General features: G+C 74.9%; 22 protein-coding genes and 1 riboswitch. Of the genes, 8 read left to right on the forward strand and 14 right to left on the reverse strand.

Annotated elements, in window-relative coordinates:
* Nucleotides 1-14: 14 nt before the first annotated feature.
* Nucleotides 15-1,112, reverse strand: a complete 1,098-nt coding sequence (locus OG871_RS03270; RefSeq protein ID WP_371494097.1) for a glutamate--cysteine ligase — start codon at nucleotides 1,110-1,112, stop codon at nucleotides 15-17.
* Between the two features lie 288 nt (nucleotides 1,113-1,400).
* On the opposite strand from OG871_RS03270, the gene OG871_RS03275 reads away from it, so the two are divergent.
* The gene (locus OG871_RS03275; protein ID WP_371494098.1) at nucleotides 1,401-1,814 is read left to right on the forward strand and encodes a hypothetical protein; all 414 of its coding nucleotides are present in this window, start codon (nucleotides 1,401-1,403) and stop codon (nucleotides 1,812-1,814) included.
* 33 nt (nucleotides 1,815-1,847) lie between these two features.
* Nucleotides 1,848-2,060 carry a hypothetical protein gene (locus tag OG871_RS03280; protein ID WP_371494099.1) on the forward strand — a complete coding sequence of 71 codons (213 nt, stop codon included), beginning with the start codon at nucleotides 1,848-1,850 and terminating at the stop codon, nucleotides 2,058-2,060.
* Between the two features lie 111 nt (nucleotides 2,061-2,171).
* Here the strand turns inward: OG871_RS03280 and OG871_RS03285 are convergent, their stop codons facing one another.
* From OG871_RS03285 to OG871_RS03340, 12 genes are all read right to left on the reverse strand, one after another.
* Nucleotides 2,172-2,498 carry a hypothetical protein gene (locus OG871_RS03285; protein ID WP_371494100.1) on the reverse strand — a complete coding sequence of 109 codons (327 nt, stop codon included), beginning with the start codon at nucleotides 2,496-2,498 and terminating at the stop codon, nucleotides 2,172-2,174.
* A 90-nt stretch (nucleotides 2,499-2,588) separates the two neighbouring features.
* Entirely contained in the window at nucleotides 2,589-2,774 is a 186-nt protein-coding gene (locus tag OG871_RS03290) for a CsbD family protein (protein WP_371494101.1), read from the reverse strand.
* A 63-nt stretch (nucleotides 2,775-2,837) separates the two neighbouring features.
* Nucleotides 2,838-3,197: a PRC-barrel domain-containing protein gene (locus OG871_RS03295; RefSeq protein WP_371494102.1), complete on the reverse strand. Its 360-nt coding sequence runs from the start codon at nucleotides 3,195-3,197 to the stop codon at nucleotides 2,838-2,840.
* A gap of 160 nt (nucleotides 3,198-3,357) precedes the next feature.
* The gene (locus tag OG871_RS03300) at nucleotides 3,358-3,693 is read right to left on the reverse strand and encodes a WhiB family transcriptional regulator (RefSeq protein WP_371494104.1); all 336 of its coding nucleotides are present in this window, start codon (nucleotides 3,691-3,693) and stop codon (nucleotides 3,358-3,360) included.
* 184 nt (nucleotides 3,694-3,877) lie between these two features.
* The gene (locus OG871_RS03305; RefSeq protein WP_371494105.1) at nucleotides 3,878-5,017 is read right to left on the reverse strand and encodes an LLM class flavin-dependent oxidoreductase; all 1,140 of its coding nucleotides are present in this window, start codon (nucleotides 5,015-5,017) and stop codon (nucleotides 3,878-3,880) included.
* The gene (locus OG871_RS03310; protein WP_371494107.1) at nucleotides 5,014-6,138 is read right to left on the reverse strand and encodes an LLM class flavin-dependent oxidoreductase; all 1,125 of its coding nucleotides are present in this window, start codon (nucleotides 6,136-6,138) and stop codon (nucleotides 5,014-5,016) included. Before OG871_RS03310 ends, OG871_RS03305 begins: the two co-directional genes overlap by 4 nt.
* On the reverse strand, nucleotides 6,135-7,520 hold the full coding sequence (locus OG871_RS03315; protein WP_371494108.1) for an NtaA/DmoA family FMN-dependent monooxygenase: 1,386 nt from the start codon (nucleotides 7,518-7,520) through the stop codon (nucleotides 6,135-6,137). Before OG871_RS03315 ends, OG871_RS03310 begins: the two co-directional genes overlap by 4 nt.
* Before the next feature lie 20 nt (nucleotides 7,521-7,540).
* Complete coding sequence (locus tag OG871_RS03320) at nucleotides 7,541-8,770, reverse strand: LLM class flavin-dependent oxidoreductase (protein WP_371494109.1); 1,230 nt, start codon at nucleotides 8,768-8,770, stop codon at nucleotides 7,541-7,543.
* Between the two features lie 75 nt (nucleotides 8,771-8,845).
* Complete coding sequence (locus OG871_RS03325) at nucleotides 8,846-8,968, reverse strand: putative leader peptide (protein ID WP_371494111.1); 123 nt, start codon at nucleotides 8,966-8,968, stop codon at nucleotides 8,846-8,848.
* A 44-nt stretch (nucleotides 8,969-9,012) separates the two neighbouring features.
* Nucleotides 9,013-9,124: riboswitch (SAM riboswitch) on the reverse strand.
* Between the two features lie 112 nt (nucleotides 9,125-9,236).
* Nucleotides 9,237-10,655, reverse strand: a complete 1,419-nt coding sequence (locus OG871_RS03330) for a pyridoxal-phosphate dependent enzyme (RefSeq protein ID WP_371494112.1) — start codon at nucleotides 10,653-10,655, stop codon at nucleotides 9,237-9,239.
* Nucleotides 10,656-10,864: 209 nt separating this feature from the next.
* Complete coding sequence (locus OG871_RS03335) at nucleotides 10,865-11,503, reverse strand: HAD family acid phosphatase (protein ID WP_371494113.1); 639 nt, start codon at nucleotides 11,501-11,503, stop codon at nucleotides 10,865-10,867.
* A 243-nt stretch (nucleotides 11,504-11,746) separates the two neighbouring features.
* Nucleotides 11,747-11,950 (reverse strand): hypothetical protein, encoded by a 204-nt coding sequence (locus OG871_RS03340; RefSeq protein WP_371494114.1) that lies wholly within the window; start codon nucleotides 11,948-11,950, stop codon nucleotides 11,747-11,749.
* A 137-nt stretch (nucleotides 11,951-12,087) separates the two neighbouring features.
* On the opposite strand from OG871_RS03340, the gene OG871_RS03345 reads away from it, so the two are divergent.
* On the forward strand, nucleotides 12,088-12,336 hold the full coding sequence (locus OG871_RS03345; RefSeq protein ID WP_371494115.1) for a hypothetical protein: 249 nt from the start codon (nucleotides 12,088-12,090) through the stop codon (nucleotides 12,334-12,336).
* A gap of 49 nt (nucleotides 12,337-12,385) precedes the next feature.
* Here the strand turns inward: OG871_RS03345 and OG871_RS03350 are convergent, their stop codons facing one another.
* Complete coding sequence (locus tag OG871_RS03350) at nucleotides 12,386-12,832, reverse strand: SRPBCC family protein (RefSeq protein ID WP_371494116.1); 447 nt, start codon at nucleotides 12,830-12,832, stop codon at nucleotides 12,386-12,388.
* A gap of 256 nt (nucleotides 12,833-13,088) precedes the next feature.
* On the opposite strand from OG871_RS03350, the gene OG871_RS03355 reads away from it, so the two are divergent.
* From OG871_RS03355 to OG871_RS03375, 5 genes are all read left to right on the forward strand, one after another.
* Nucleotides 13,089-13,352: a hypothetical protein gene (locus OG871_RS03355; protein ID WP_371494117.1), complete on the forward strand. Its 264-nt coding sequence runs from the start codon at nucleotides 13,089-13,091 to the stop codon at nucleotides 13,350-13,352.
* 350 nt (nucleotides 13,353-13,702) lie between these two features.
* Entirely contained in the window at nucleotides 13,703-14,542 is an 840-nt protein-coding gene (locus OG871_RS03360) for a YhjD/YihY/BrkB family envelope integrity protein (protein WP_371494118.1), read from the forward strand.
* A 403-nt stretch (nucleotides 14,543-14,945) separates the two neighbouring features.
* Complete coding sequence (locus OG871_RS03365; protein ID WP_371494119.1) at nucleotides 14,946-16,499, forward strand: sigma-70 family RNA polymerase sigma factor; 1,554 nt, start codon at nucleotides 14,946-14,948, stop codon at nucleotides 16,497-16,499.
* 67 nt (nucleotides 16,500-16,566) lie between these two features.
* Nucleotides 16,567-16,962 (forward strand): hypothetical protein, encoded by a 396-nt coding sequence (locus tag OG871_RS03370; RefSeq protein WP_371494120.1) that lies wholly within the window; start codon nucleotides 16,567-16,569, stop codon nucleotides 16,960-16,962.
* A 71-nt stretch (nucleotides 16,963-17,033) separates the two neighbouring features.
* Nucleotides 17,034-18,125, forward strand: a complete 1,092-nt coding sequence (locus tag OG871_RS03375) for a protein kinase family protein (protein WP_371494121.1) — start codon at nucleotides 17,034-17,036, stop codon at nucleotides 18,123-18,125.
* The last annotated feature ends 35 nt before the right edge of the window (nucleotides 18,126-18,160 follow it).

Here is an 18,160-nt window from a genome sequence, read left to right on the forward strand (position 1 = left end):
CCCCCCGGTGGCCGTCAGCCCGCGACGGTGCAGTCCAGCAGGTGCTTCGTCAGGCCTTTCCGGCCGGACTCGCGGAACCAGCGGCGTTGGCGGTCGGCGCCGGTGCCCGCAGCGGTGAAGTCCTGCCAGAGCCGGTCGACGGCGCTGGTGTCGCCGGTGAGGTCCAGCCCTGGCGCGAGGTACTCCCGGAGTTCGTCCAGCACGGCGCCGGCGGGGCGGGCGGCGCCGTCGCGCGCGGAGATCAGGGTGGTGGCGAGGCCGTCGTGGGCGGCGTGCCAGACGGCCGCGCGCAGGAGCTCCTCGGGCGGGTCCGGACGCGGCTCGCCGCGGCGCTCGGCGAGCAGGGCGGCGGCGACCAGGCCGCGGATCACTCCGGCGAACAGCTCGGCGTCGGCCACCGTCAGCTGGACGTCGGCGGCGCGCACCTCGACGGTGGGGTAGCGCTCGGAGAGCCTGGCCATCCAGTAGAGCCGGCCGGGGTCGCGGATCACCCCGGTGTCCAGCAGCGCGCGGACCCGGCGGCGGTAGTCCGCGGCGTCCCGGAAGGACGGCGGCGGGCCGCTGACCGGCCAGCGGTCGAAGTGGATGGTGCGCCAGCTCGCGAACTCGGTGTCGGCACCGGACCACAGCGGGGAGTTCCCGGTCATCGCGACCAGGACCGGCAGCCAGGGCCGGATCCGGTCGAGTGCGGCGACCCGCTCGTCCTCGTCCTCGACGCCGACGTGGACGTGCATGCCGTTCAGCATCAGGTCGTCGACCACTTGCGGGGCCTGCGCCCGGGCGGTGCGGTAGCGGTCCTGGTCGGTGACCGGGACCGGCCCGTCGGCGGCGAACGGCGCTCCGCCGACCGCGACGATCCGGCAGCCCCACTGGGCGGCGGACGCGTTCAGGGCCGCCCGCATCCGGCGCAGGTGCCGGGCGGCGGCGGCCAGGTCGTGGCAGACGGGTGTGGCGACCTCCAGCTGGACCTGCAGCAGTTCGTGCTGGGCCTCGCTCGGCCGGAGGGCGGGGCGCAGGTCTGCGGCGAGCAGGACCTCCTCGGCGCGGGGTACCGGCGCGCCGGTGGCCGGATCGACCAGCAGGTACTCTTCCTCGACTCCGAAGGTCAGCATGGCGCTGCGACTACCCCGGCTCCGCCGGCCGAATCGTCCGGTGCCCCGGTTGGGGCAGCACCGCCCCCGGGCCGTCGGTCGTCGTCAGGCCCGGGAGCCGGCTGCCGAGGCCGGAACCCGGGGGGAGGGAATTCGGCCTCGAAGGCTCGTCTGACCGCTGCGGGCGGTCTCAAACACCTCGGTCTCCGCGGGTTCGCCGTGCCGTTCCGGGGCAGGCGAGCGGCGGCGGCGCGACGTGACCGTGCGCCGCACCCGAGTCCGTTGCGCACCGACCGGAGGCTGGTAGCGATGAAACCCGAAGACGACGACCGGCACAGCAGCCCCGGGGCGAGCGGCACCGCCGCCCACCCCGGACTCGGCACCCCCGTACCGGACGACCCGGAGCTGCTGCTCGGGGACGCCCTGGCCGCCCAGGACCTGCTGGGCCTCGGGCAGGCGGAGCCCGCCGGCCGTGACCACTCCCTGCTGGAGCGGGCCCGCGACTCGGTCGGGCAGGCCACGGCCGCGGCGGTCCACGCCGGTGACGCCGGCCTCAACCGGGTCAGGCAGGCGGCGGAACGGGCCCGCGCCGGGCATCCGCTGGACGGGGACGACGGCTGGGAGACGGCCGCTCCGCCGGCCCGGCGGAGCCCGTACCTGCTCGCCGCGGGGCTGACGGCCGGCGCGCTGATCGCCTGGGCGGTCCTGCGGCACCGGCGCTGAACCCCGGCCACCACCGTCAGAGGAGAGTCCACGATGACCCGTGCCACCGATCCCGTCCCGCCGAACCCGACCCCCGCGCCCGGCCCGGGCGGGCCCGGCCCCGGTCCGCTGCCGGGCCCGGCGCCGACCCCGGGCGGGCCCGATCCGGTACCGCCGGCTCCCGGGCCGTCGGAGCCGGACCCGTGGCCGCCCGCGCCGCCGGCCCCGCTGCCCGGCCCCGAGCCGGTGCTGCCGACCGGCGGCTGACGCCCCGTCCGGACTCCCACCGCGCCGAGGACGGCGGCGCCCGACGCACCCCGCGTCGGGCGCCGCCGTCCTCGTGCCGCCTCCGCACCGGTGGCCAGGGCGCGGGACGGGTCAGGGGCGGGTGTCGCTGTGACCGCACACCCAGGCCAACGCGTCGTGCACGCCCTGGATGTACTCGCGGCCCACCGACGGACGGGTGGCAGCCTCCAGTTGGACCAGGGAGGCGTCCACCTCGGCGGTGAGCGCCTCCAGGCTGGGCACCCCGTCGGCCGCGGCGCCGGTCAGCGGTGCGGAGTGGGCCCGGCCCAGCGCCCAGCGGTAGGCCGCCAGGGCGCCCCGGCGCCGGGCGCCGTCCTCGGCGTCCCGGATCCGGTCGTGTGCCCGCGCCACTTCGGCGGCGGCGCGGACCCCGCTCCGGACGCCGTCAGGAATGACCATGCCGCTCCTCCTCGTTCGCCGGTGTGTCCGCCAGAAGGGGCCGGGGCCGACCCGTGGTGCGGGTCGGCCCCGGCCCCGGTGGCGGAGGGGTCAATGTCCGAGGACGTCCTTCGCGGTGTCCTTGAGCTTCTCCCCGGCCTGCTTGGCGTCGCCCTTGGCCTGGTCGGCCCGGCCCTCCGCTTCGAGGCGCTCGTTGCCGACCGCGCGGCCGGCGGTCTCCTTCGCCTTGCCCTTGAGCTTGTCGGCGGCGTTCTCGGCCTTGTCACTCGTGCCCATGAGGGATCCTCCAGGTTCGGTGTCGTGCGGTGGGTGCGGTGGTGCGGTCCGGTGGGCCTCGGCTCACCGGACCGGCGGGTACCCGCCGAGGTAGTAGCCGCCGACCAGGTCGAAGTAGGCGGGGTCCTCGGTGTGCGTCTCCGGCTGGAATTCCGGTGCGTGCTTGATCTGCTCCCTGGTCCGGTCGACCCAGACCTTCCGCTCCTCGGTGTCGATTCGGGTGACGGTGCCCGCCGGGAGCAGCACCTGCCTGCCGAAGATCCACACCCCGGTGTCGACGACCAGGTACGAGGAGTCGACCTCGACCGAGTGCCGGTCGACCTTGCCGATGTGCCCGTCGGTCGCCTCGACCTTGTAGCCCACCAGGTCGACGCCCTCGAAGCGACCGGCCGTCTCGTGGTAGTTCCAGATCTGCGTGCTCATCCGGTCTTCCTTCCGTCGGTGGTGTCCGTGGGGTGTCCGTGGGGTGTCCGTGGGGCCGCCGACCGGCTGCCGCCGGCGCGGGCCGGTCCCGGCGACCTCACGAACCGCGCCTGCCCCGCCGTCCGGTTCTCACACGGCCCGGTTCTCACGGAACCGGTTCTCACGCCGGCTGCCGCCGGTCGGCGGGCTCGCGCACCGGGCCCTGCTCGGCCCGGTCGGGACGGACCGGGCCGAGCAGGACCCGGCGTTCGTCCTCGCTCAGGCCACCCCACACGCCGTACGGTTCGCGGGCCGCCAGCGCGTAGTCGAGGCACTGCGCGCGGACCGGGCAGCGGGCGCAGACGCGTTTGGCGGCCGCGTCGCGACGGTCGTGCGGGCCGCCGCGCTCGCCGGGCGGGTGGAAGAAGAGGGCGCTGTCCAGCTCGCGGCAGGCGGCGTCCGCCTGCCAGCCCCAGTACAGCTCGAACGGGCCGGGCAGCCGGGATATGTCGGTCATCGGTCCGGACCTCCTCGCGGGATCGGGGAGTGGCCGCGGGTGTCGGGGGCCGCGGTCTCCTGCGCCTGCCCTGGTCACCCCGGTTGAACCGCGTCGGGCCGGGCCGTTCCGCACGGGATCCGCCCGGCGGCGGGATCCGGGGATCCCGCCGCCGGGCGGCGGACGGACGTGCGGTCGGGGCCGGTCAGCCGCGCTGCCAGGCCTCGGCGAGCAGGTCGAACGAACGGACCCGGTCCCGGTGGTCGTGGGTGATCGTGGTGACCAGGAGCTCGTCGGCGCCGGTCGCCTGCCGGAGCACCTCCAGCCGCTCGACGACGGTCCGCGAGGATCCGGCGAACTGGGTCCGGATCCGGTCCTCGACCAGGGCGCGCTGCCCGTCCGTCCACGGGTGGGCGGCGGCCTCCTCGGGGGTGGGGAAGGGGATCGCGCCCTGGCCGGAGCGGATGCTGTGCACCCACAGCCCGTACGGCGAGGCGAGGTGCCGGGCCGTCTCGTCGTCCTCCGCCACCACGACGTCGGCGGAGACCAGCACATACGGCTCGGTCAGCCGCGCGGACGGCCGGAAGGCCTTGCGGTAGGCGGCCACGGCCTCCAGGACGGTGGCGGGGCTGACGTGGTAGTTGGCGGCGAACGGCAGTCCGAGCGCACCCGCCGTCTCGGCGCTGACGCCGGCGCTGCTGCCCAGCACCCACACCTCCAGGTCCGCTCCCTCACCGGGGACGGCGTGCGCCTCGATCCCCTGCGGGGTGCGGTGGTCACCGCGCAGCAGGGCGAGGATGGTGTCCAGCTGCTCGCCGTACTCCACGGGCTCCGACCCCGGGAACTGGACCAGGCCGGTGTAGCGCGCGAACAGCGGCGAGCCGATCAGGCTGCTGAAGTCGTACGGCGCCGGGATGAGCAGGCCTTCGGGGGTGTACCGGGGCTCGGTCGGGCGCACCGCGGGCGGGGCCGCCGGGGCGGGGGTGCCGGGACGGGGTGCCCGGAAGCCGGAGCGGCCGAGGCCCAGGTCGATCCGGCCCGGGTGCAGCGCGTCCAGCACGCCGAACTCCTCGACCACCGACAGGGCGGTGCGGTGGCCCAGCTGGACGGCGCCGGCGCCGACCCGGATCCGCTCGGTGGCGGCCGCGACCAGCTGGATGAGCAGGGCCGGGGCCACCCCGGCGACACCGGTGGTCAGGTGGTGTTCGGCCAGCCAGTACCGCCGGTAGCCGGCGGCCTCGGCCCGCCGGGCCAGGTCGACGGTGTTGCGCAGCGCCTGGCCGGCGGTGGAGCCCGAGCTGATCGGGGCCAGGTCGAGGACGGAGAGCGGGACCCGGCCGGTCATCCGGTGAGCCCCCCGTCGAACGCGGTGCCGCCCGGGGCGGAGGCGGCGGCGGGCCCGGCGGGAGCCACCCCCACCGGGCCCCAGGGCCACGGCGGGTCGGGGATCTCCCGGCGCAGCACCGGGGCGATCTCCGCCTGGAACAGCTCCAGGGAGGCCCGGTGCTCGGCGTCCTGAAGGCCGCCGGCCTCGGCCTGGACGTGCAGCACGGTGTGGCCCAGCTGCTCGTGGTAGCGGTGGACCTTCTCGATGATCTGCTGGGGGCTGCCGATCAGCGCGGAGCTGCGCTCGACGAAGTCCTCCAGGCTGGTGAAGACCGGTTCCAGGCCTGCGCGCCGGTGGAAGGCCAGGTAGCCCTCGAAGACCGGCCGGTAGGCGGCCACCGCCCGCTGCGAGGAGCGGGCGGTGTGGAAGCCGGCCGACCCGGCGCCGACCGTGGCAAGTGCCGGGTCGTGGCCGTAGTGCTCCCAGCGCTCCCGGTAGTGGCGGACGAGTTCGGCGTACGGCTCGATCGGGTTGGTGACGTTGGCGGAGAACAGCGGGTCGCCGTAGCGGGCGGCGAGGTCGACCGACTCCTTGCTGGTCGCGCTGCCGTGCCAGACCCGGATCGGTTGCTGGAGCGGGCGGGGCCACACCTCGGCCTCGGTCAGTTCCGGGCGGAACCGGGCCTTCGCGGTGACCCTGTCCTGGCGCCAGATCTGCCGGAACAGCTCGTAGCTCTCGGCGTTGCGGTCCCACTGGTCCTCGGGGGTGACCTGGAAGAGTTCGCGCTGCGCCGTCCCGTTGCCCTTGCCGATGATCAGGTCGAGGCGGCCGCCGGACAGGTGGTCCAGGGTGGCGTAGTCCTCGGCGGCGCGTACCGGGTCGAGCAGGCTGAGCGTGGTGACGGCGGTGAACAGCCGGATCCGGGAGGTCAGGGCGGCGATGTGGCCGAGCACCACCGGCGGCGAGGAGGAGATGAAGGGCCGCTCGTGGCGCTCGCCGACGCCGAAGCCGTCGAACCCGAGCCGCTCGGCGAGCACGGCGTTGTCGATCACCTCCCGGAAGCGCTCGGTGGTGGGCTTCTGCACGCCCGTGACGGGATCGGGGGCGTGCACGATCAGGGTGATGGCGAGGAACTTCACAGCGTCGGCCCTTCCTTGGTCCTGGTGGCGGGGGCCGCGGGCGGCCGGGTCAGGCCGAGGTGGTCGCGGAGCGTGCCGCCCTCGTACTCGCGCCGGAAGACACCGCGTTCCTGGAGCAGCGGGACGACGGTGTCGGCGAACTCGTCGAGCCCGCCGGGGGTGAGGTGGGGCACGAGGATGAAGCCGTCGCTCGCGTCGGCCTGGACGAAGGTGTCGATGGCGTCCGCGACGGTGGCCGGGGAGCCGACGAAGGTCTGACGGCCGGTGGTCTCGATGACCAGCTCGCGGATCGACAGCCCCTTGGCCTCGGCCAGTTCCCGCCACTCCTTGGCGGTGGCCAGCGGGTCCCTGACCATCCGCACGCTGGCGCGGCCGCGGGCGAGGGTGTGTTCGCCCGGGTCCGGGTCGATCGCCGGGAGCGGGCCGTCGGGGTCGTGGGCGGACAGGTCGCGGTTCCAGACCTGCTCCAGGATCTTGATCGCGGTCTGTCCGCTGACCTGGCTGCGCCGTACCTCGTGGGCCAGTTCGCGGGCCTGGGCGTCGGTGTCGCCGAGCACGAAGGTCGCCGCGGGGAGGATCAGCAGTTCGTCCGGGGTGCGGCCGTGGCGGGCGAGGCGGCCCTTGACGTCGGTGTAGAAGGCCCGGCCGGCGTCGAAGGTGCCGTGCCGGCTGAAGATGGCGTCGGCGGTGGCCGCGGCGAACTCGCGGCCCTCCTCGGAGTCGCCTGCCTGGAAGACCACGGGCCGGCCCTGCGGGCTGCGCGGGACGTTGAACTGCCCGGCTATGTCGAAGTGTTGGTCGTGGTGGCGGAACCGGCCCGCGTCGGGGTCGGGCAGGAACACCCCGGACTGCTGGTCGGCGAGGATCTCGTCGTCGTACCAGGAGTCGAACAGTTCCCCGGCGGTGCGCAGGAACCGCTCGGCGCGCGCGTAGCGGTCCTCCTCGGCGAGGAAGCCGCCGCGTCGGAAGTTCTCGCCGGTGAAGGCGTCCCACGAGGTGACCACGTTCCAGGCGGCGCGGCCGGCCGAGAGGTGGTCGAGGCTGGCGAACTGCCGGGCGACCTCGTAGGGCTCGTTGAAGGTGGAGTTGATGGTGCCGGCCAGGCCGATCCGTTCGGTCACCGCGGCCAGCGCGGTCAGCACGGTGAAGGTGTCGGGGCGGCCGACCACGTCCAGGTCGTAGATCTCGCCGCCCTGTTCGCGCAGGCGCAGCCCCTCGGCGAGGAACAGGAAGTCGAACTTGGCGCGCTCGGCGGTACGGGCGAAGTGGGCGAAGGAGCTGAACTCGATGTGGCTGCCGGCCTGCGGGTCGCTCCAGACGGTGGTGTTGTTGACGCCGGGGAAGTGCGCGGCGAGGTGGATCTGCTTGGGGGGCCTGGCCATGGTGGTGCGTTCCCTCCGGCTCAGGCGCTTGCGGTGCGGGCGGCGTAGCGGTTGGCGGGGCGGGTGAGGCCCAGCAGGCCGCGCAGGGTGTCGGCCTCGTAGGCGCGGCGGAAGGCACCGCGGGCCTGGAGCTCCGGGACGAGACCGCGGGTGATCGCCCTGAGGTCGTGGCCGGTCACCGCGGGGCGCAGCCGGAATCCGGTCAGGCCGGCCCGTTGGCGTTCCTGGAGCAGGTCGGCGAGTTGGGCGGGGGTGCCGGCGAAGATCTCGGCGTCGCTGGTGAGCGGCTCGCCGAGGCGGGCGTCGAGCCGCTCCCGGCGGGCTCGTGCGGTGGCCGGGTCGTCGTCGAGGAGGACCAGCAGGTCGCCGAAGAGGTGCAGGGGCTCCCCGGCCCGGCCGGCCGCCCGCTGCTCGGCACGGATCTCGGCGACGATCGCCGCGGCCCGGTCGGTGTCGTGCGGGGTGACGTAGCCGAGGTCGGCGGAGCGGGCGATCAGCCGGTACGGGACGGTGGCGTGGGCGAGCGCGGTGACGATCGGCTGGCCCTGCGGCGGCCGCGGCGTGACGGACGGGCCGCGGACGGCGAAGTGCCGGCTCTCGAAGTCGATGTGGTGCAGCTTCGCCCGGTCGACGAAGCGGCCGGTGGCCGCGTCCCGGATCTCGGCGTCGTCCTCCCAGCTGTCCCACAGCCGCCGGACGACCTCGACGTGGTCGGCGGCCTCGTCGAAGGTCTCCTCGATCAACTCCTGGACCTGCGGGTCCTGGTGCTGGTCGGGCCGGATCACCGGGAAGGAGCGGCGGCCGAAGTGCGCGGCCTCGTCGGCGCGCAGCGAGGCCTGGACGCGGACGCCGGCCCGGCCGGTGCTGACGTAGTCGAGGGTGGCGATCGCCTTGGAGATATGGAACGGCTCGGTGTGGGTGGTGACCACCGTCGGTACCAGCCCGATGTGCCTGGTCAGCGGGGCCACCCGGGCCGCGGTGAGGACGGCGTCGAGCCGCCCGCGGACCTGGTCGGTGCGGCCGTCCGGCTCACCGTGGCGGGTGCTCTGCAGGGTCAGGGAGTCCTCGAAGGTGACGAAGTCCAGCAGGCCGCGCTCGGCCTCCAGGACGGCGTCGGCCCAGTAGCCGGCGGTGAACAGTTCACGCGGGCGGGCGTCCGGTTCCCGCCAGGAGGCGGGGTGCCAGCCGGTGCCTTCGAGCGCGACGGCAAGGTGGAGCGGCGGGAGGGGGGCGGGTACGGCTGCGGGCATGGCGGAGCTGCCTTCCTGATCGACCGGGAACGGACGCAGTGATCCCTGGGACGGGTGCGTCGACGGGGAGTCAGGTCAGCGGGGACAGAGTGTGCCGGCCACCCTCTGCAGGTCGATGTGCTGGCGTCCGTAGAGGTGGACGCGGGGCCCGCGGGGGTCGAGGGTGACGGTGGCGGCGCGGTCGGGTACGGCACGCACTGCGGTCACCTCCCCGGAGCCCGGACGGGCCTCGGCCGCGTCACGGTTCGCGTTTGCGGAGCCGGTGCGGCTCCGCCTGGTCATCACCTGGAGCACCCCGCCGCGTGGGAGGGTTGCCGGTCAGCAAGCCAGGGCTTGTCGCTGACGCTCGTCACCTGCCTCGACGCTATCCCGCGGGTACCGGCCTGCGCAATGCCCTTCGGGGACGACCGGGCTGAGCGGTCGTCAGGCCGGAGCGGGGCGCCGGTGCGTGATGCTCACGGCTGGGTCAGGTCGCCGCGGCGGCGCGCAGCCGCTCGCGGGGGACGACCGCGACGGCCCGGCCGTCGAGCAGGACCACGACGGCGGGGTGGTCCGGGCCGAGCGCCCGGTACGCCTCGGAGACCGCCCGGCCGATGCCGACCGTCGGCAGCGGTCCGGCGAGGTGGTCGCGGAGCGGATCCCCGGGGCGGGCCCGGCCCTCGGCGAGGGCTGCCTCGATCCCGGCGGCACTGACGGATCCGACGATCTCGGTGGCGCTGATCCCGTGCGGGCGGTCCGGTCGGGCGGCGACCACCGGGGCCACGGCGCAGGCCGCGCCGCGCAGGACGGCCAGCGCCTCGCCGAGCGGGGTGTCCGCGGTCGGCGCGGGCAGGCCCGCGCCGGGGACCGGTGGTGCGTCGAGCAGGGCGCGGACGGTCGGTTCGGTGTCCTCGGGTGTGCGCGGCTCCTCCAGGAAGCCCCAGTCCCGCATCCAGTCGTCGCTGAACACCTTCGAGAGGTAGGAGCGCCCCGAGTCCGGGAGCAGCACGACCACCAGGTCGTCCGGCCCGAGTTCGCGCGCCACCCGCAGGGCGGCCGCCACGGCCGTACCCGAGGACGGGCCGGCCAGCAGGCCCTCCTCGCGGGCCAGCCGACGGGCGGTCAGCAGCGACTCCCGGTCGGGGATCCGCTCGAAGCGGTCCACCACCTCGGGGTGGAACGACTGCGGCCACAGGTCGTCGGTGGTCTCCGGGTGGACGAAGTGGCCGATGCTCTCGACGAAGTAGGGGCTGCCGTCGCCCCCGGCGTAGACCGAGGCCTCTGGGTCCGCGCCGACCACGGTGACCCGGCCGCCGGACACCTTCCTGAGGTGGGCGCCGGTGCCGCTGATGGTGCCGCCGGTACCGATCCCGGCGACGAAGTGGGTCACCCGGCCGCGGGTCTGCTCCCAGATCTCCGGGCCGGTGGTCCGGATGTGCGCGTCGGGGTTGGCCGGGTTGTCGTACTGGTTCGCCAGCCAGGCGCCGGGGATCTCGGCGGCGAGCCGCCGGACGACGTTGAACAGGTGGTCGGGGTGCTGCTTCGGCAGGGCCGCCGGAGCGAGGACGACCTCGGCGCCGTAGGCCCGCAGGATGTCCGACTTCTCCCGGGAGGAGCGGTCGGAGACGCCGACGATCACCCGGTAGCCGCGGCGTCGGCCGACGATCGTCAGACCGATCCCGGTGTTGCCGGAGCTCGCCTCGATGATCGTCCCGCCCGGCCGCAGCAGCCCGTCGCGCTCGGCGGCCAGCACCATGGAGAGCGCGGCGCGGTCCTTGACGCTGCCGCCGATGCCGAGGAACTCCACCTTGGCGTAGATCGGGGCGGCGATACCCTCGCCGAGCCGGGTGAGCCGGAACAGCGGCGTCCCGCCGATCGCGTCGTCGACCGATTCGTAGACCGCCACCGCGGCCTCCTTCCCAGCAGGTCGGAGATTGGTGCGCCCCGCTTGACCGGGAGGGCGGCGGCCCGGTCCGGGGAGCGGGCGCGGCTGCCGCAGTGAAGCTTCCGTCAGGCCGGCCGGCCGGCGCAAGTGGCTGCCCCCGCCGCCGCCCGGCCCGGACGCACGGGTGCGCCGGTGGGGTCGGCCCACCGGCGCACCCGTGTGCCGCGGGGTCAGGACAGCTGACCGCCGTAGTCCGGGAGCTTGAAGGTCCGCTCGGCGTGGCCGCCCACCAGGTCCGTGGTGTTGTTGCCGATGTTCGCGACGATCGTGTAGCCGCTCTTCTCGATCTCCGCGCGCTTGGCAGTCTTGAAGGTCCCGGTCTCCTGGAACAGGTCCACGAAGGAGCGGCCGTACAGGCCGTCGACGGGGTATCCCACGGCCGTCAGGTTGTACCTGGTGATGCAGTCGATGAACCCCGGACGGGCGGTGACGAAGAAGACCTTCACACCGCGGGCGCTCGCGGATCTGACCACGTCCCGGACGGCCTGGATCGCGGGGGTCGGCAGCGCGAAGGAGTAGTCCGTCTCCAGCGAGGTGTTGTCGATGTCCAGGACGATCGCCGGGCGCTCGCCCGCCGGGGCGGACGGCACCCGCACCTTGAGGTAGGCGTCGGCCTGGTCGGCCACGGCCTGGACGTCCTTCAGCCAGGTCGCGTACGGCACGTCGGGCTTGCCGAGCGCCTGCACCGAGGCGGCCGGGGCCGCCGCGGGCTGCGCGGCGACCGCCGGGGCGGTGGCCGTCAGCGCGAGCGTCGCTCCCACGGCGGCCGCGGCGCCGAGGGTCCTGCGGCGATGGCGGAGGTGCTGCATGTCCGTGCTCCTTCATGTCGAGGGTCGGGAGCAGGATGGAGCACCAGGGTTACCCGCGGGTAGCCATAGGACCAAGATTTTTTGTGGATGTCGACACGTTGTCGTCGAAACGCCGTCAGGAGACCGGCCTCCGGGCGGCGTTCCCGGCCCGGCGCGGCGGCTCCGGCGAGCCGCGCCGGCGCGGCGTGCCCTCGGACCGGACCCGCACCGGCCGGCGCGGGCGGATGCGGGTACCGGCGGGGATCAGTCCTGCGTGCCGGGGGCGGAGAAGGTCAGGCCTCGGGCGGCCGGGACCCGGGGAGCCGGACCGGGCGGCGGCGCGTCCTCCTCCGGCGGCTGGAAGACGGCCCGGTCGACCGGCAGCGGCCGGGGAGCCGTCGCCGCCACGGGGGCGTCGGCGGAGGGTTCGGAGAAGTGCAGCCCGAGGGGGGTGCGATCGTCGATCATGTCTCAGTGTCGCACCCCGAACACCCGCGATCCGCCCGACCACCGGTTCGAGGCCGCTCGCGGGTGCCGCCGGCCGGCCGGCCCGATCCCGCCCGAGGCGGTGTTCGCGGCCGGGGGCAGCGGCTATCGTGAGCGTCATGTCCACCCGTGTGGAGCTGCCGGAGCAGCTGGAGGAAGCCGTCCGTTCGGCCGCCGCCGAGGCGGGGCTCAGCGTCGACGACTACGTCGTCCGGGTGCTGACGGCCGATCAGCTGGCAGCCGCGGGCAGCCCGGGCGAGCGTGCGGCCCGGGCGCACGCGCTCGCCGCGGCCGCCCACCGGCGGTGGGTCGTTGACGGCCGCAGCGAGACCGGCTGGATGTCCGCGGACGAGGTCTTCGGCCGCTGACCTGCGCCCGCGCGGCCCTGCCGGGATGCTCGCCGGGGTGCTGGCCGGGTCAGGACGCCTCGACGGCTGCCTTGATGCGCAGGCCGAAGGCGTCGGCGTCCTTGCGCGCGGCGCTCAGCGCGAAACCGACCAGCAGCTTGCCGATACCGTGGCCTTCGAGGGTGTTGAAGATCCGCACCCGGGTGCTGTTCTCCGAGAGCGCCTCCAGGTCGTAGCCACCGTCGCCGGCCGTCACGATGTTCTTGGAGATCTCGGCCCAGCGGACCGTGGTCGGCGCCACCAGCTCGGTGATCCGGAACTGCCGGCCGGTCTTCATACCGGCGTCCTTGACCGTGCTGGTGAACACGGTGCCGACCGCCGTCGGGCCGGGCGGCGTCTTCTCGATCCGCAGCACTCGCGGACTGAACTTCGGGTCGTTCTCGCCGTCGGCGAGGAACGCGAAGACCTCCTCGATGGGCCGGCCGACCTCGACCGTGGCCTCGAACTGACCCGCCATGAACTCTCCTTCGACCGGGGCGTGCCCCGACCTCGACGTCCGGGCCGGGGTGTCCGGGAATCCTCGCAGACCGGGCCGAGGAATCCAGTCAGACTCGCCTCCTCGGTGCCGGCCCGGCGGCCGCGCCAGGGCCGGTACCTAGGGTTCCGGCGGGGCAATGGGTGACGGATACGCATTGATCACGCGGAGGGCGGCGCGTTTGCTGGTCCCCGGGGGCACCGCCCGCTGCTCCCAGGTCCAGCAGACGGAGACCCTCATGACGCTTCGTGACCTCCCCATCGCCCTCGTGCCCGCCCCCCGCTCCCCCGAGCCGCCCGCGGGAGAGCCGACGACCGCGGTGCGCCGCCGACCCGCCACCACCGCACCGCGCCACGGCGGGGTCGCACTGGTCCGCGCCTCCCGCCGGCGGGTACGGACGGGGTCCGCCGGGCTGGTCCGGCTGGCGAGGCTCGGGCGCTTCGTCGAAGGCGCCGGGGTGCACCTCCCCCGGGGCGCGCAGCGACTCGGCCCCGAAGGGTAGGCGCCGGGGGCTTCCCTGCCCCTCGCGGATCAGCCCCGCGAGGGGCCGGGCAGGCCCCGGGAGAGCCACCCCCGGCCGACCGGGTCACAGCCCGTTGCCGGCCCGGCGAGCCGGGCCCGGTCGGCCGGGGGGCATGGGTAGGGTGTCGGCCGTCCGGTGGTGCGTGACCTGCGCGCGTCGGCTCGCCCTGCTCGGTGATCGGCCGGACCGCGCACGTACATGAACGTCCCGGCTTCGGGCAGGCGCTCCACGAGGGCGTCTTCGGAGCCGGGTCCGCCCGGTCGAACGGCCCACCCGGTCGCTCGGCCGGCCCGGTCGAGCGGCCCGGCCGAGCGGGAGGTGGTGAGCAGATGGTGGCGCACACGCCCACCGGGGTGCCGCCCGCCCGGCCGCGGGCACGGTTGCGGCTGCGGGTCCTGCTGGCGGTCGTCTGGCAGAGCGGGCGCGAGGTCGAGCTGATGCGGCGGGCGATGGGGTTCGCGGCGCTGGGCTTCGTGACGCTGGTTCCGCTGCTGATCGTGGTGGCGGCGGCCTCTCCGGTGCACGGCACGGGGTTCGCCGACTGGGTGGTCGACGGGCTCGGCCTGTCGGGGCGCTCGGCCGAGGCCGTCCGACAGCTGTTCTCATCGCCGCGCCGGGTGCTGGGCACCGCCACGGCGCTGAGCCTCGCGGCCTGTGCCGTCTTCGGCGTCTCCTTCATGTCCTGTCTGCAGACCGGATACGAGCGGATCTGGGGGCTGGAGGCGGCGGCCTGGCACTCGGTGTGGCGGCAGGCGGTCGGCCTGGCAGGGCTGATCGGCTTCCTGCTGGCCGCCGCCTGGAGCGCGGTGCCGCTGGAGCGCACCGGCGCCCAGCCGTCGCTGCGGCTGGCGGTCACGGTGGGCGGCGGGGTGGTGTTCTTCTGGTGGATCCAGTGGCTGCTGCTGGGCGGCCGGGTGCCCTGGCGCTCCCTCCTCCCGGGGGCGCTGGCGACCGTCTGCGCGCTGGTGGGGCTGAGGGTCTTCTCGCGGCTGGTGTTCTCACCGCTGATCGTCTCCAGCGCGCTGTCGTACGGGGCGATCGGGACGGTGCTGGTGGTGCAGTCCTGGCTGATCGGGGTGGGGTTCTCGGTCTTCGCGGGGTCGCTGGCCGGGCACGCGCTGTGGGTGGCGCGGCTCGGGCGGCGGTGGCGGGGTGGCCGGCCGCAGTGACCGTCCCCGGCGCGGCGGGCCGGGTGACCGGCCTCCGTTCGGGCTCTTGGTCCCGCCGACGCTGGCCGTCGGTCCCGCTCGGGCCCCCGGTCACAACCGGCGCTGATCCGCCCTCACCGGATCCGTCGGCACCCGTACGGCCCGGCCGCCGCGCGGCCCCCGCCGCCTTCCGCGCCGAACCGGGGTATCCCCCTGTGACCTGCGACGACGCCGACGCTACCCTCGTGATCCAGCCGGAACGGCCTGGCCCCGACCGGAAGCCGGGCGGCGGCCCGCGTGGCCGGCTGGTCGGAGTCCGTCCGGATCCGGTCGATGAATCCGCCGCGTGATTTCTGTGATCCGGCCGGCCCGCTCGGGTCTCCGGTTCACGGGGACTCGACGGTCGGACGAGTGAGGACAGCGGATGTACGTGGACACTGAGGTCGGGACGGCGGTGGTCGTTGCCGCGCAGGCCGGTGACGAGGACGCGCGGGACAGGCTGCTCGCGGCCTGCCTGCCTTTGCTCTACAACGTCGTCGGCCGGGCGATGAACGGCCACAGCGAGGTCGACGACGTGGTGCAGGAGACCATGGTCCGGGTCGTCAGCGGGCTCCGCGGGCTCCGCGACCCCGAGTCCTTCCGCTCCTGGATGGTCGCCGTCGCCATGAACGAGGTCCGCCGCCGCTGGACGGCCCGGCAGAACACCGTCGCCGCCCCCCTGGACACCCTGGAGGGGACCCGCGAGGTCGCCGACCCCGGGTCCGACTTCGTCGGGCTCACGATCCTGCGGCTGGGCCTGTCCGGGCAGCGCAAGGAGGTCGCCGAGGCCACCCGCTGGCTGGACGACGGCGACCGCGACCTGCTCTCGCTCTGGTGGCTGGAGACCGCCGGCGAGCTCACCCGGGAGGAACTGGCCGCCGCCCTGGACCTGTCCCGCCAGCACGCTGCGGTCCGGGTGCAGCGGATGAAGGAGCAGCTGGAGCTGGGCCGGGTGGTGGTGCGGGCGCTCTCGGCCGACCCGCGCTGCCCCGAGCTCACCTCGCTCGTAGCCCCCTGGGACGGCAGCCCCGGCGCCCTGTGGCGCAAGCGAATAGCCCGGCACACCCGCGGCTGCGCGATCTGCTCCGGTCACCAGCGGGACCTGATGCCGGCCGAGGGCCTGCTCGCGGGCATCGGCCTGGTGGTGCCGACGCACGACCTGTGGCCGGCGCACCTGAACACCGCGTGGACCGTGCCGCCGGGCGGTGGCCCGGGTACCGGTGCGGGCGGCGGCAGCGGGTCCGGGGCCGGGCCCGGTGATCCGGGGACGTCCGGTGCGGTGCCGCATCCGCGGCTGCCCCGGGCCCGCGGGCCGGTGGTGATGGCGGGCGCGCTCGCCGTCACCGTGGCGATCCTCGTCCTCCCCGACGGCAAGGACGGCAAGGACCCGCGGCCTGCCGAGCCCGCCCCCTCGGCGCCGGTGGCCGTCGTCAGCGCCGTCGAGACACCGGTCGAGCCCTCGCCGTCCCCCACGCCCACCCCGACGCCCAGTCCGACGCCGACGCCCACCCCGACCCCCTCGGCCAGCCCGAGCCCGAGCCCCAGCCCGACCCAGCGCAGTGTCGAGCAGCAGTTCATCGACCTGGTCAACGCCAAGCGGTCGCAGAGCGGCTGCCCCGCGCTGCGGGTCGAACCCCGGGTGCACGCGGCCGCACAGAGGCACTCCGAGGACATGGCGGCCCGCGGCTACTTCGACCACACCGGGCCCGACGGCGACCAGCCGGACGACCGGCTGAGCGCCGCCGGGTACCAGTGGAGCCGCTGGGGCGAGAACCTCGACCGCGGCAAGAAGTCCGCCGGCGACCTGGTGAACGACTGGATGGACGGGGCGATCCACCAGGCCAACCTGCTCGACTGCCGCTTCACCGCCGCCGGGCTCGGCACGGCGTCCGGGGCCTCCGGCCCGATGTGGACCCTCGACCTCGGGACGCCTCGCTGACCGGATCGGCGCGGCGCGACCGGTGAGCCCCCGGGGCTCACAAAATGCTCAGCCGTAAGCTGCGGGCATGACCGAACCCGGGTACCGGACCCGCCTCGAACGCATCCTCGGTGTCCCGTTGGCGGCGGACGCCCTTCGGCAGTGGCCGCAGAGCGGGGAGCTGATCCGGGGCCGGGAGCGCATCGCGGAGGTGGAGTCCCACTTCGTCGGGCTGCGGCTGGGCCTCGGACGGCGGCAGGTGCTCGGCGACACCGTGGTCGCCGAGTGGAGCACCGACTACGGCGACGGCCGGGTGTACCGGAACGTGTCGATCGCCGAGCTGTCCGACGGTCTGGCCGTCCGGATCACGGACTACTGGGGCGAGCCGTTCACGCCGCCCGCGTGGCGGCATCCGCTGGCGGAGCGGCTGGACATGCCGCCGGACGGTGTCTGGCCGGCCGCCGGCTCCCTCACGCAGGACTGATATCGCACACACCCGCCGGCGGCGCCTGGCAGGGTGGGCCGGACGCCCCGTTCCCGGCCCGAAGGACACCGATGCCCGCACCCGCCGACCGCTCCACCCGCCTGAGCGCCTACGCGACGGCCTCGACCGGGCTCGCCCTGCTGAGCGACCACCGGCTGTCCCGGCTGCTGGACGACTCGGCCACGGCCGGCTCCGGCCTCGGCGGCACCACCGCGGTGCTGGAGGTCGAAGGGGTGAAGGTCTTCGCCAAGAAGGTCGCGCTCACCGACCGGGAGCGGCGGCCGGAGCACGTGATGTCCACCGCCAACCTCTTCGGCCTGCCCGGCTACTACCAGTACGGCGTGGGCTCGGCGGGCTTCGGCGCCTGGCGCGAGCTGGCCGTGCACACCATGACCACCGGCTGGGTGCTCGCCGACCGCTACCAGGGCTTTCCGCTGCTCTACCACTGGCGGGTGCTGCCCGACTCCCCCGCCGCGGCCGACCCGTACGGCATGTTCGGCGGCCTGGACGAGGCGGTGGCGTACTGGGACGGCTCACCGGCGGTGCGCGATCGGCTGGAGGCGATCCGCGACTCCACGGCGAGCATCGTCCTCTTCCTCGAACACCTTCCGCAGACCCTGGGCACCTGGCTGGCGGAGCAGGAGCCGGCCGCCCACCTCCGGGTCGACCGGGAGCTCGCCGCGGGAGCCGCCTTCCTGCGGGCCAACGGACTGCTGCACTTCGACGCGCACTTCCTCAACCTGCTCACCGACGGCCACCGGATCTACTTCTCCGACTTCGGCCTGGCCCTCAGCTCACGCTTCGAACTCTCTCCGGCCGAACGGGAGTTCTTCGCCTCGCACCGGCACTACGACCGCGCCCACATGGCGACCCACCTGCTCCTGCACCACCTGCCGCTCGGCAGCGGCGCCGCCCCGGACCGCCACCGGTTCCTGCGCGGCTGGACCGAGGGCACCCGGCCGGGCGGTGTCCCGGCGCCCTCCGCGAAACTGCTGGGCAGCCACGCCCCGACCGCCGTCGTGCTGGGCGGCTTCCACCGGAGCCTGCGCGACGGGAGCAAGCGGACGCCGTACCCGGCGGCCGAGCTCGCCCGGGCGGGCCTGGTCACCCGGGAAGGGGCGGCCGAGACCGATGCCCGCCCGGTTCGCCACCCGTACGGGTGACATCGCTCCAGGCGCGGCGGCGCGGCGACCGATGA

It is taken from the genome of Kitasatospora sp. NBC_00374 (assembly GCF_041434935.1).
GTDB lineage: Bacteria > Actinomycetota > Actinomycetes > Streptomycetales > Streptomycetaceae > Kitasatospora.

What these genes read in the sequence shown, in the direction of transcription:
- OG871_RS03270 (WP_371494097.1), bottom strand. Translation starts at nt 1,112, where the DNA reads ATGCTGACCTTCGGAGTCGAGGAAGAGTACCTGCTGGTCGATCCGGCC.
- OG871_RS03275 (WP_371494098.1), top strand. Translation starts at nt 1,401, where the DNA reads ATGAAACCCGAAGACGACGACCGGCACAGCAGCCCCGGGGCGAGCGGC.
- OG871_RS03280 (WP_371494099.1), top strand. Translation starts at nt 1,848, where the DNA reads ATGACCCGTGCCACCGATCCCGTCCCGCCGAACCCGACCCCCGCGCCC.
- OG871_RS03285 (WP_371494100.1), bottom strand. Translation starts at nt 2,498, where the DNA reads ATGGTCATTCCTGACGGCGTCCGGAGCGGGGTCCGCGCCGCCGCCGAA.
- OG871_RS03290 (WP_371494101.1), bottom strand. Translation starts at nt 2,774, where the DNA reads ATGGGCACGAGTGACAAGGCCGAGAACGCCGCCGACAAGCTCAAGGGC.
- OG871_RS03295 (WP_371494102.1), bottom strand. Translation starts at nt 3,197, where the DNA reads ATGAGCACGCAGATCTGGAACTACCACGAGACGGCCGGTCGCTTCGAG.
- OG871_RS03300 (WP_371494104.1), bottom strand. Translation starts at nt 3,693, where the DNA reads ATGACCGACATATCCCGGCTGCCCGGCCCGTTCGAGCTGTACTGGGGC.
- OG871_RS03305 (WP_371494105.1), bottom strand. Translation starts at nt 5,017, where the DNA reads ATGACCGGCCGGGTCCCGCTCTCCGTCCTCGACCTGGCCCCGATCAGC.
- OG871_RS03315 (WP_371494108.1), bottom strand. Translation starts at nt 7,520, where the DNA reads ATGGCCAGGCCCCCCAAGCAGATCCACCTCGCCGCGCACTTCCCCGGC.
- OG871_RS03320 (WP_371494109.1), bottom strand. Translation starts at nt 8,770, where the DNA reads ATGCCCGCAGCCGTACCCGCCCCCCTCCCGCCGCTCCACCTTGCCGTC.
- OG871_RS03335 (WP_371494113.1), bottom strand. Translation starts at nt 11,503, where the DNA reads ATGCAGCACCTCCGCCATCGCCGCAGGACCCTCGGCGCCGCGGCCGCC.
- OG871_RS03340 (WP_371494114.1), bottom strand. Translation starts at nt 11,950, where the DNA reads ATGATCGACGATCGCACCCCCCTCGGGCTGCACTTCTCCGAACCCTCC.
- OG871_RS03345 (WP_371494115.1), top strand. Translation starts at nt 12,088, where the DNA reads ATGTCCACCCGTGTGGAGCTGCCGGAGCAGCTGGAGGAAGCCGTCCGT.
- OG871_RS03350 (WP_371494116.1), bottom strand. Translation starts at nt 12,832, where the DNA reads ATGGCGGGTCAGTTCGAGGCCACGGTCGAGGTCGGCCGGCCCATCGAG.
- OG871_RS03355 (WP_371494117.1), top strand. Translation starts at nt 13,089, where the DNA reads ATGACGCTTCGTGACCTCCCCATCGCCCTCGTGCCCGCCCCCCGCTCC.
- OG871_RS03360 (WP_371494118.1), top strand. Translation starts at nt 13,703, where the DNA reads ATGGTGGCGCACACGCCCACCGGGGTGCCGCCCGCCCGGCCGCGGGCA.
- OG871_RS03365 (WP_371494119.1), top strand. Translation starts at nt 14,946, where the DNA reads ATGTACGTGGACACTGAGGTCGGGACGGCGGTGGTCGTTGCCGCGCAG.
- OG871_RS03370 (WP_371494120.1), top strand. Translation starts at nt 16,567, where the DNA reads ATGACCGAACCCGGGTACCGGACCCGCCTCGAACGCATCCTCGGTGTC.
- OG871_RS03375 (WP_371494121.1), top strand. Translation starts at nt 17,034, where the DNA reads ATGCCCGCACCCGCCGACCGCTCCACCCGCCTGAGCGCCTACGCGACG.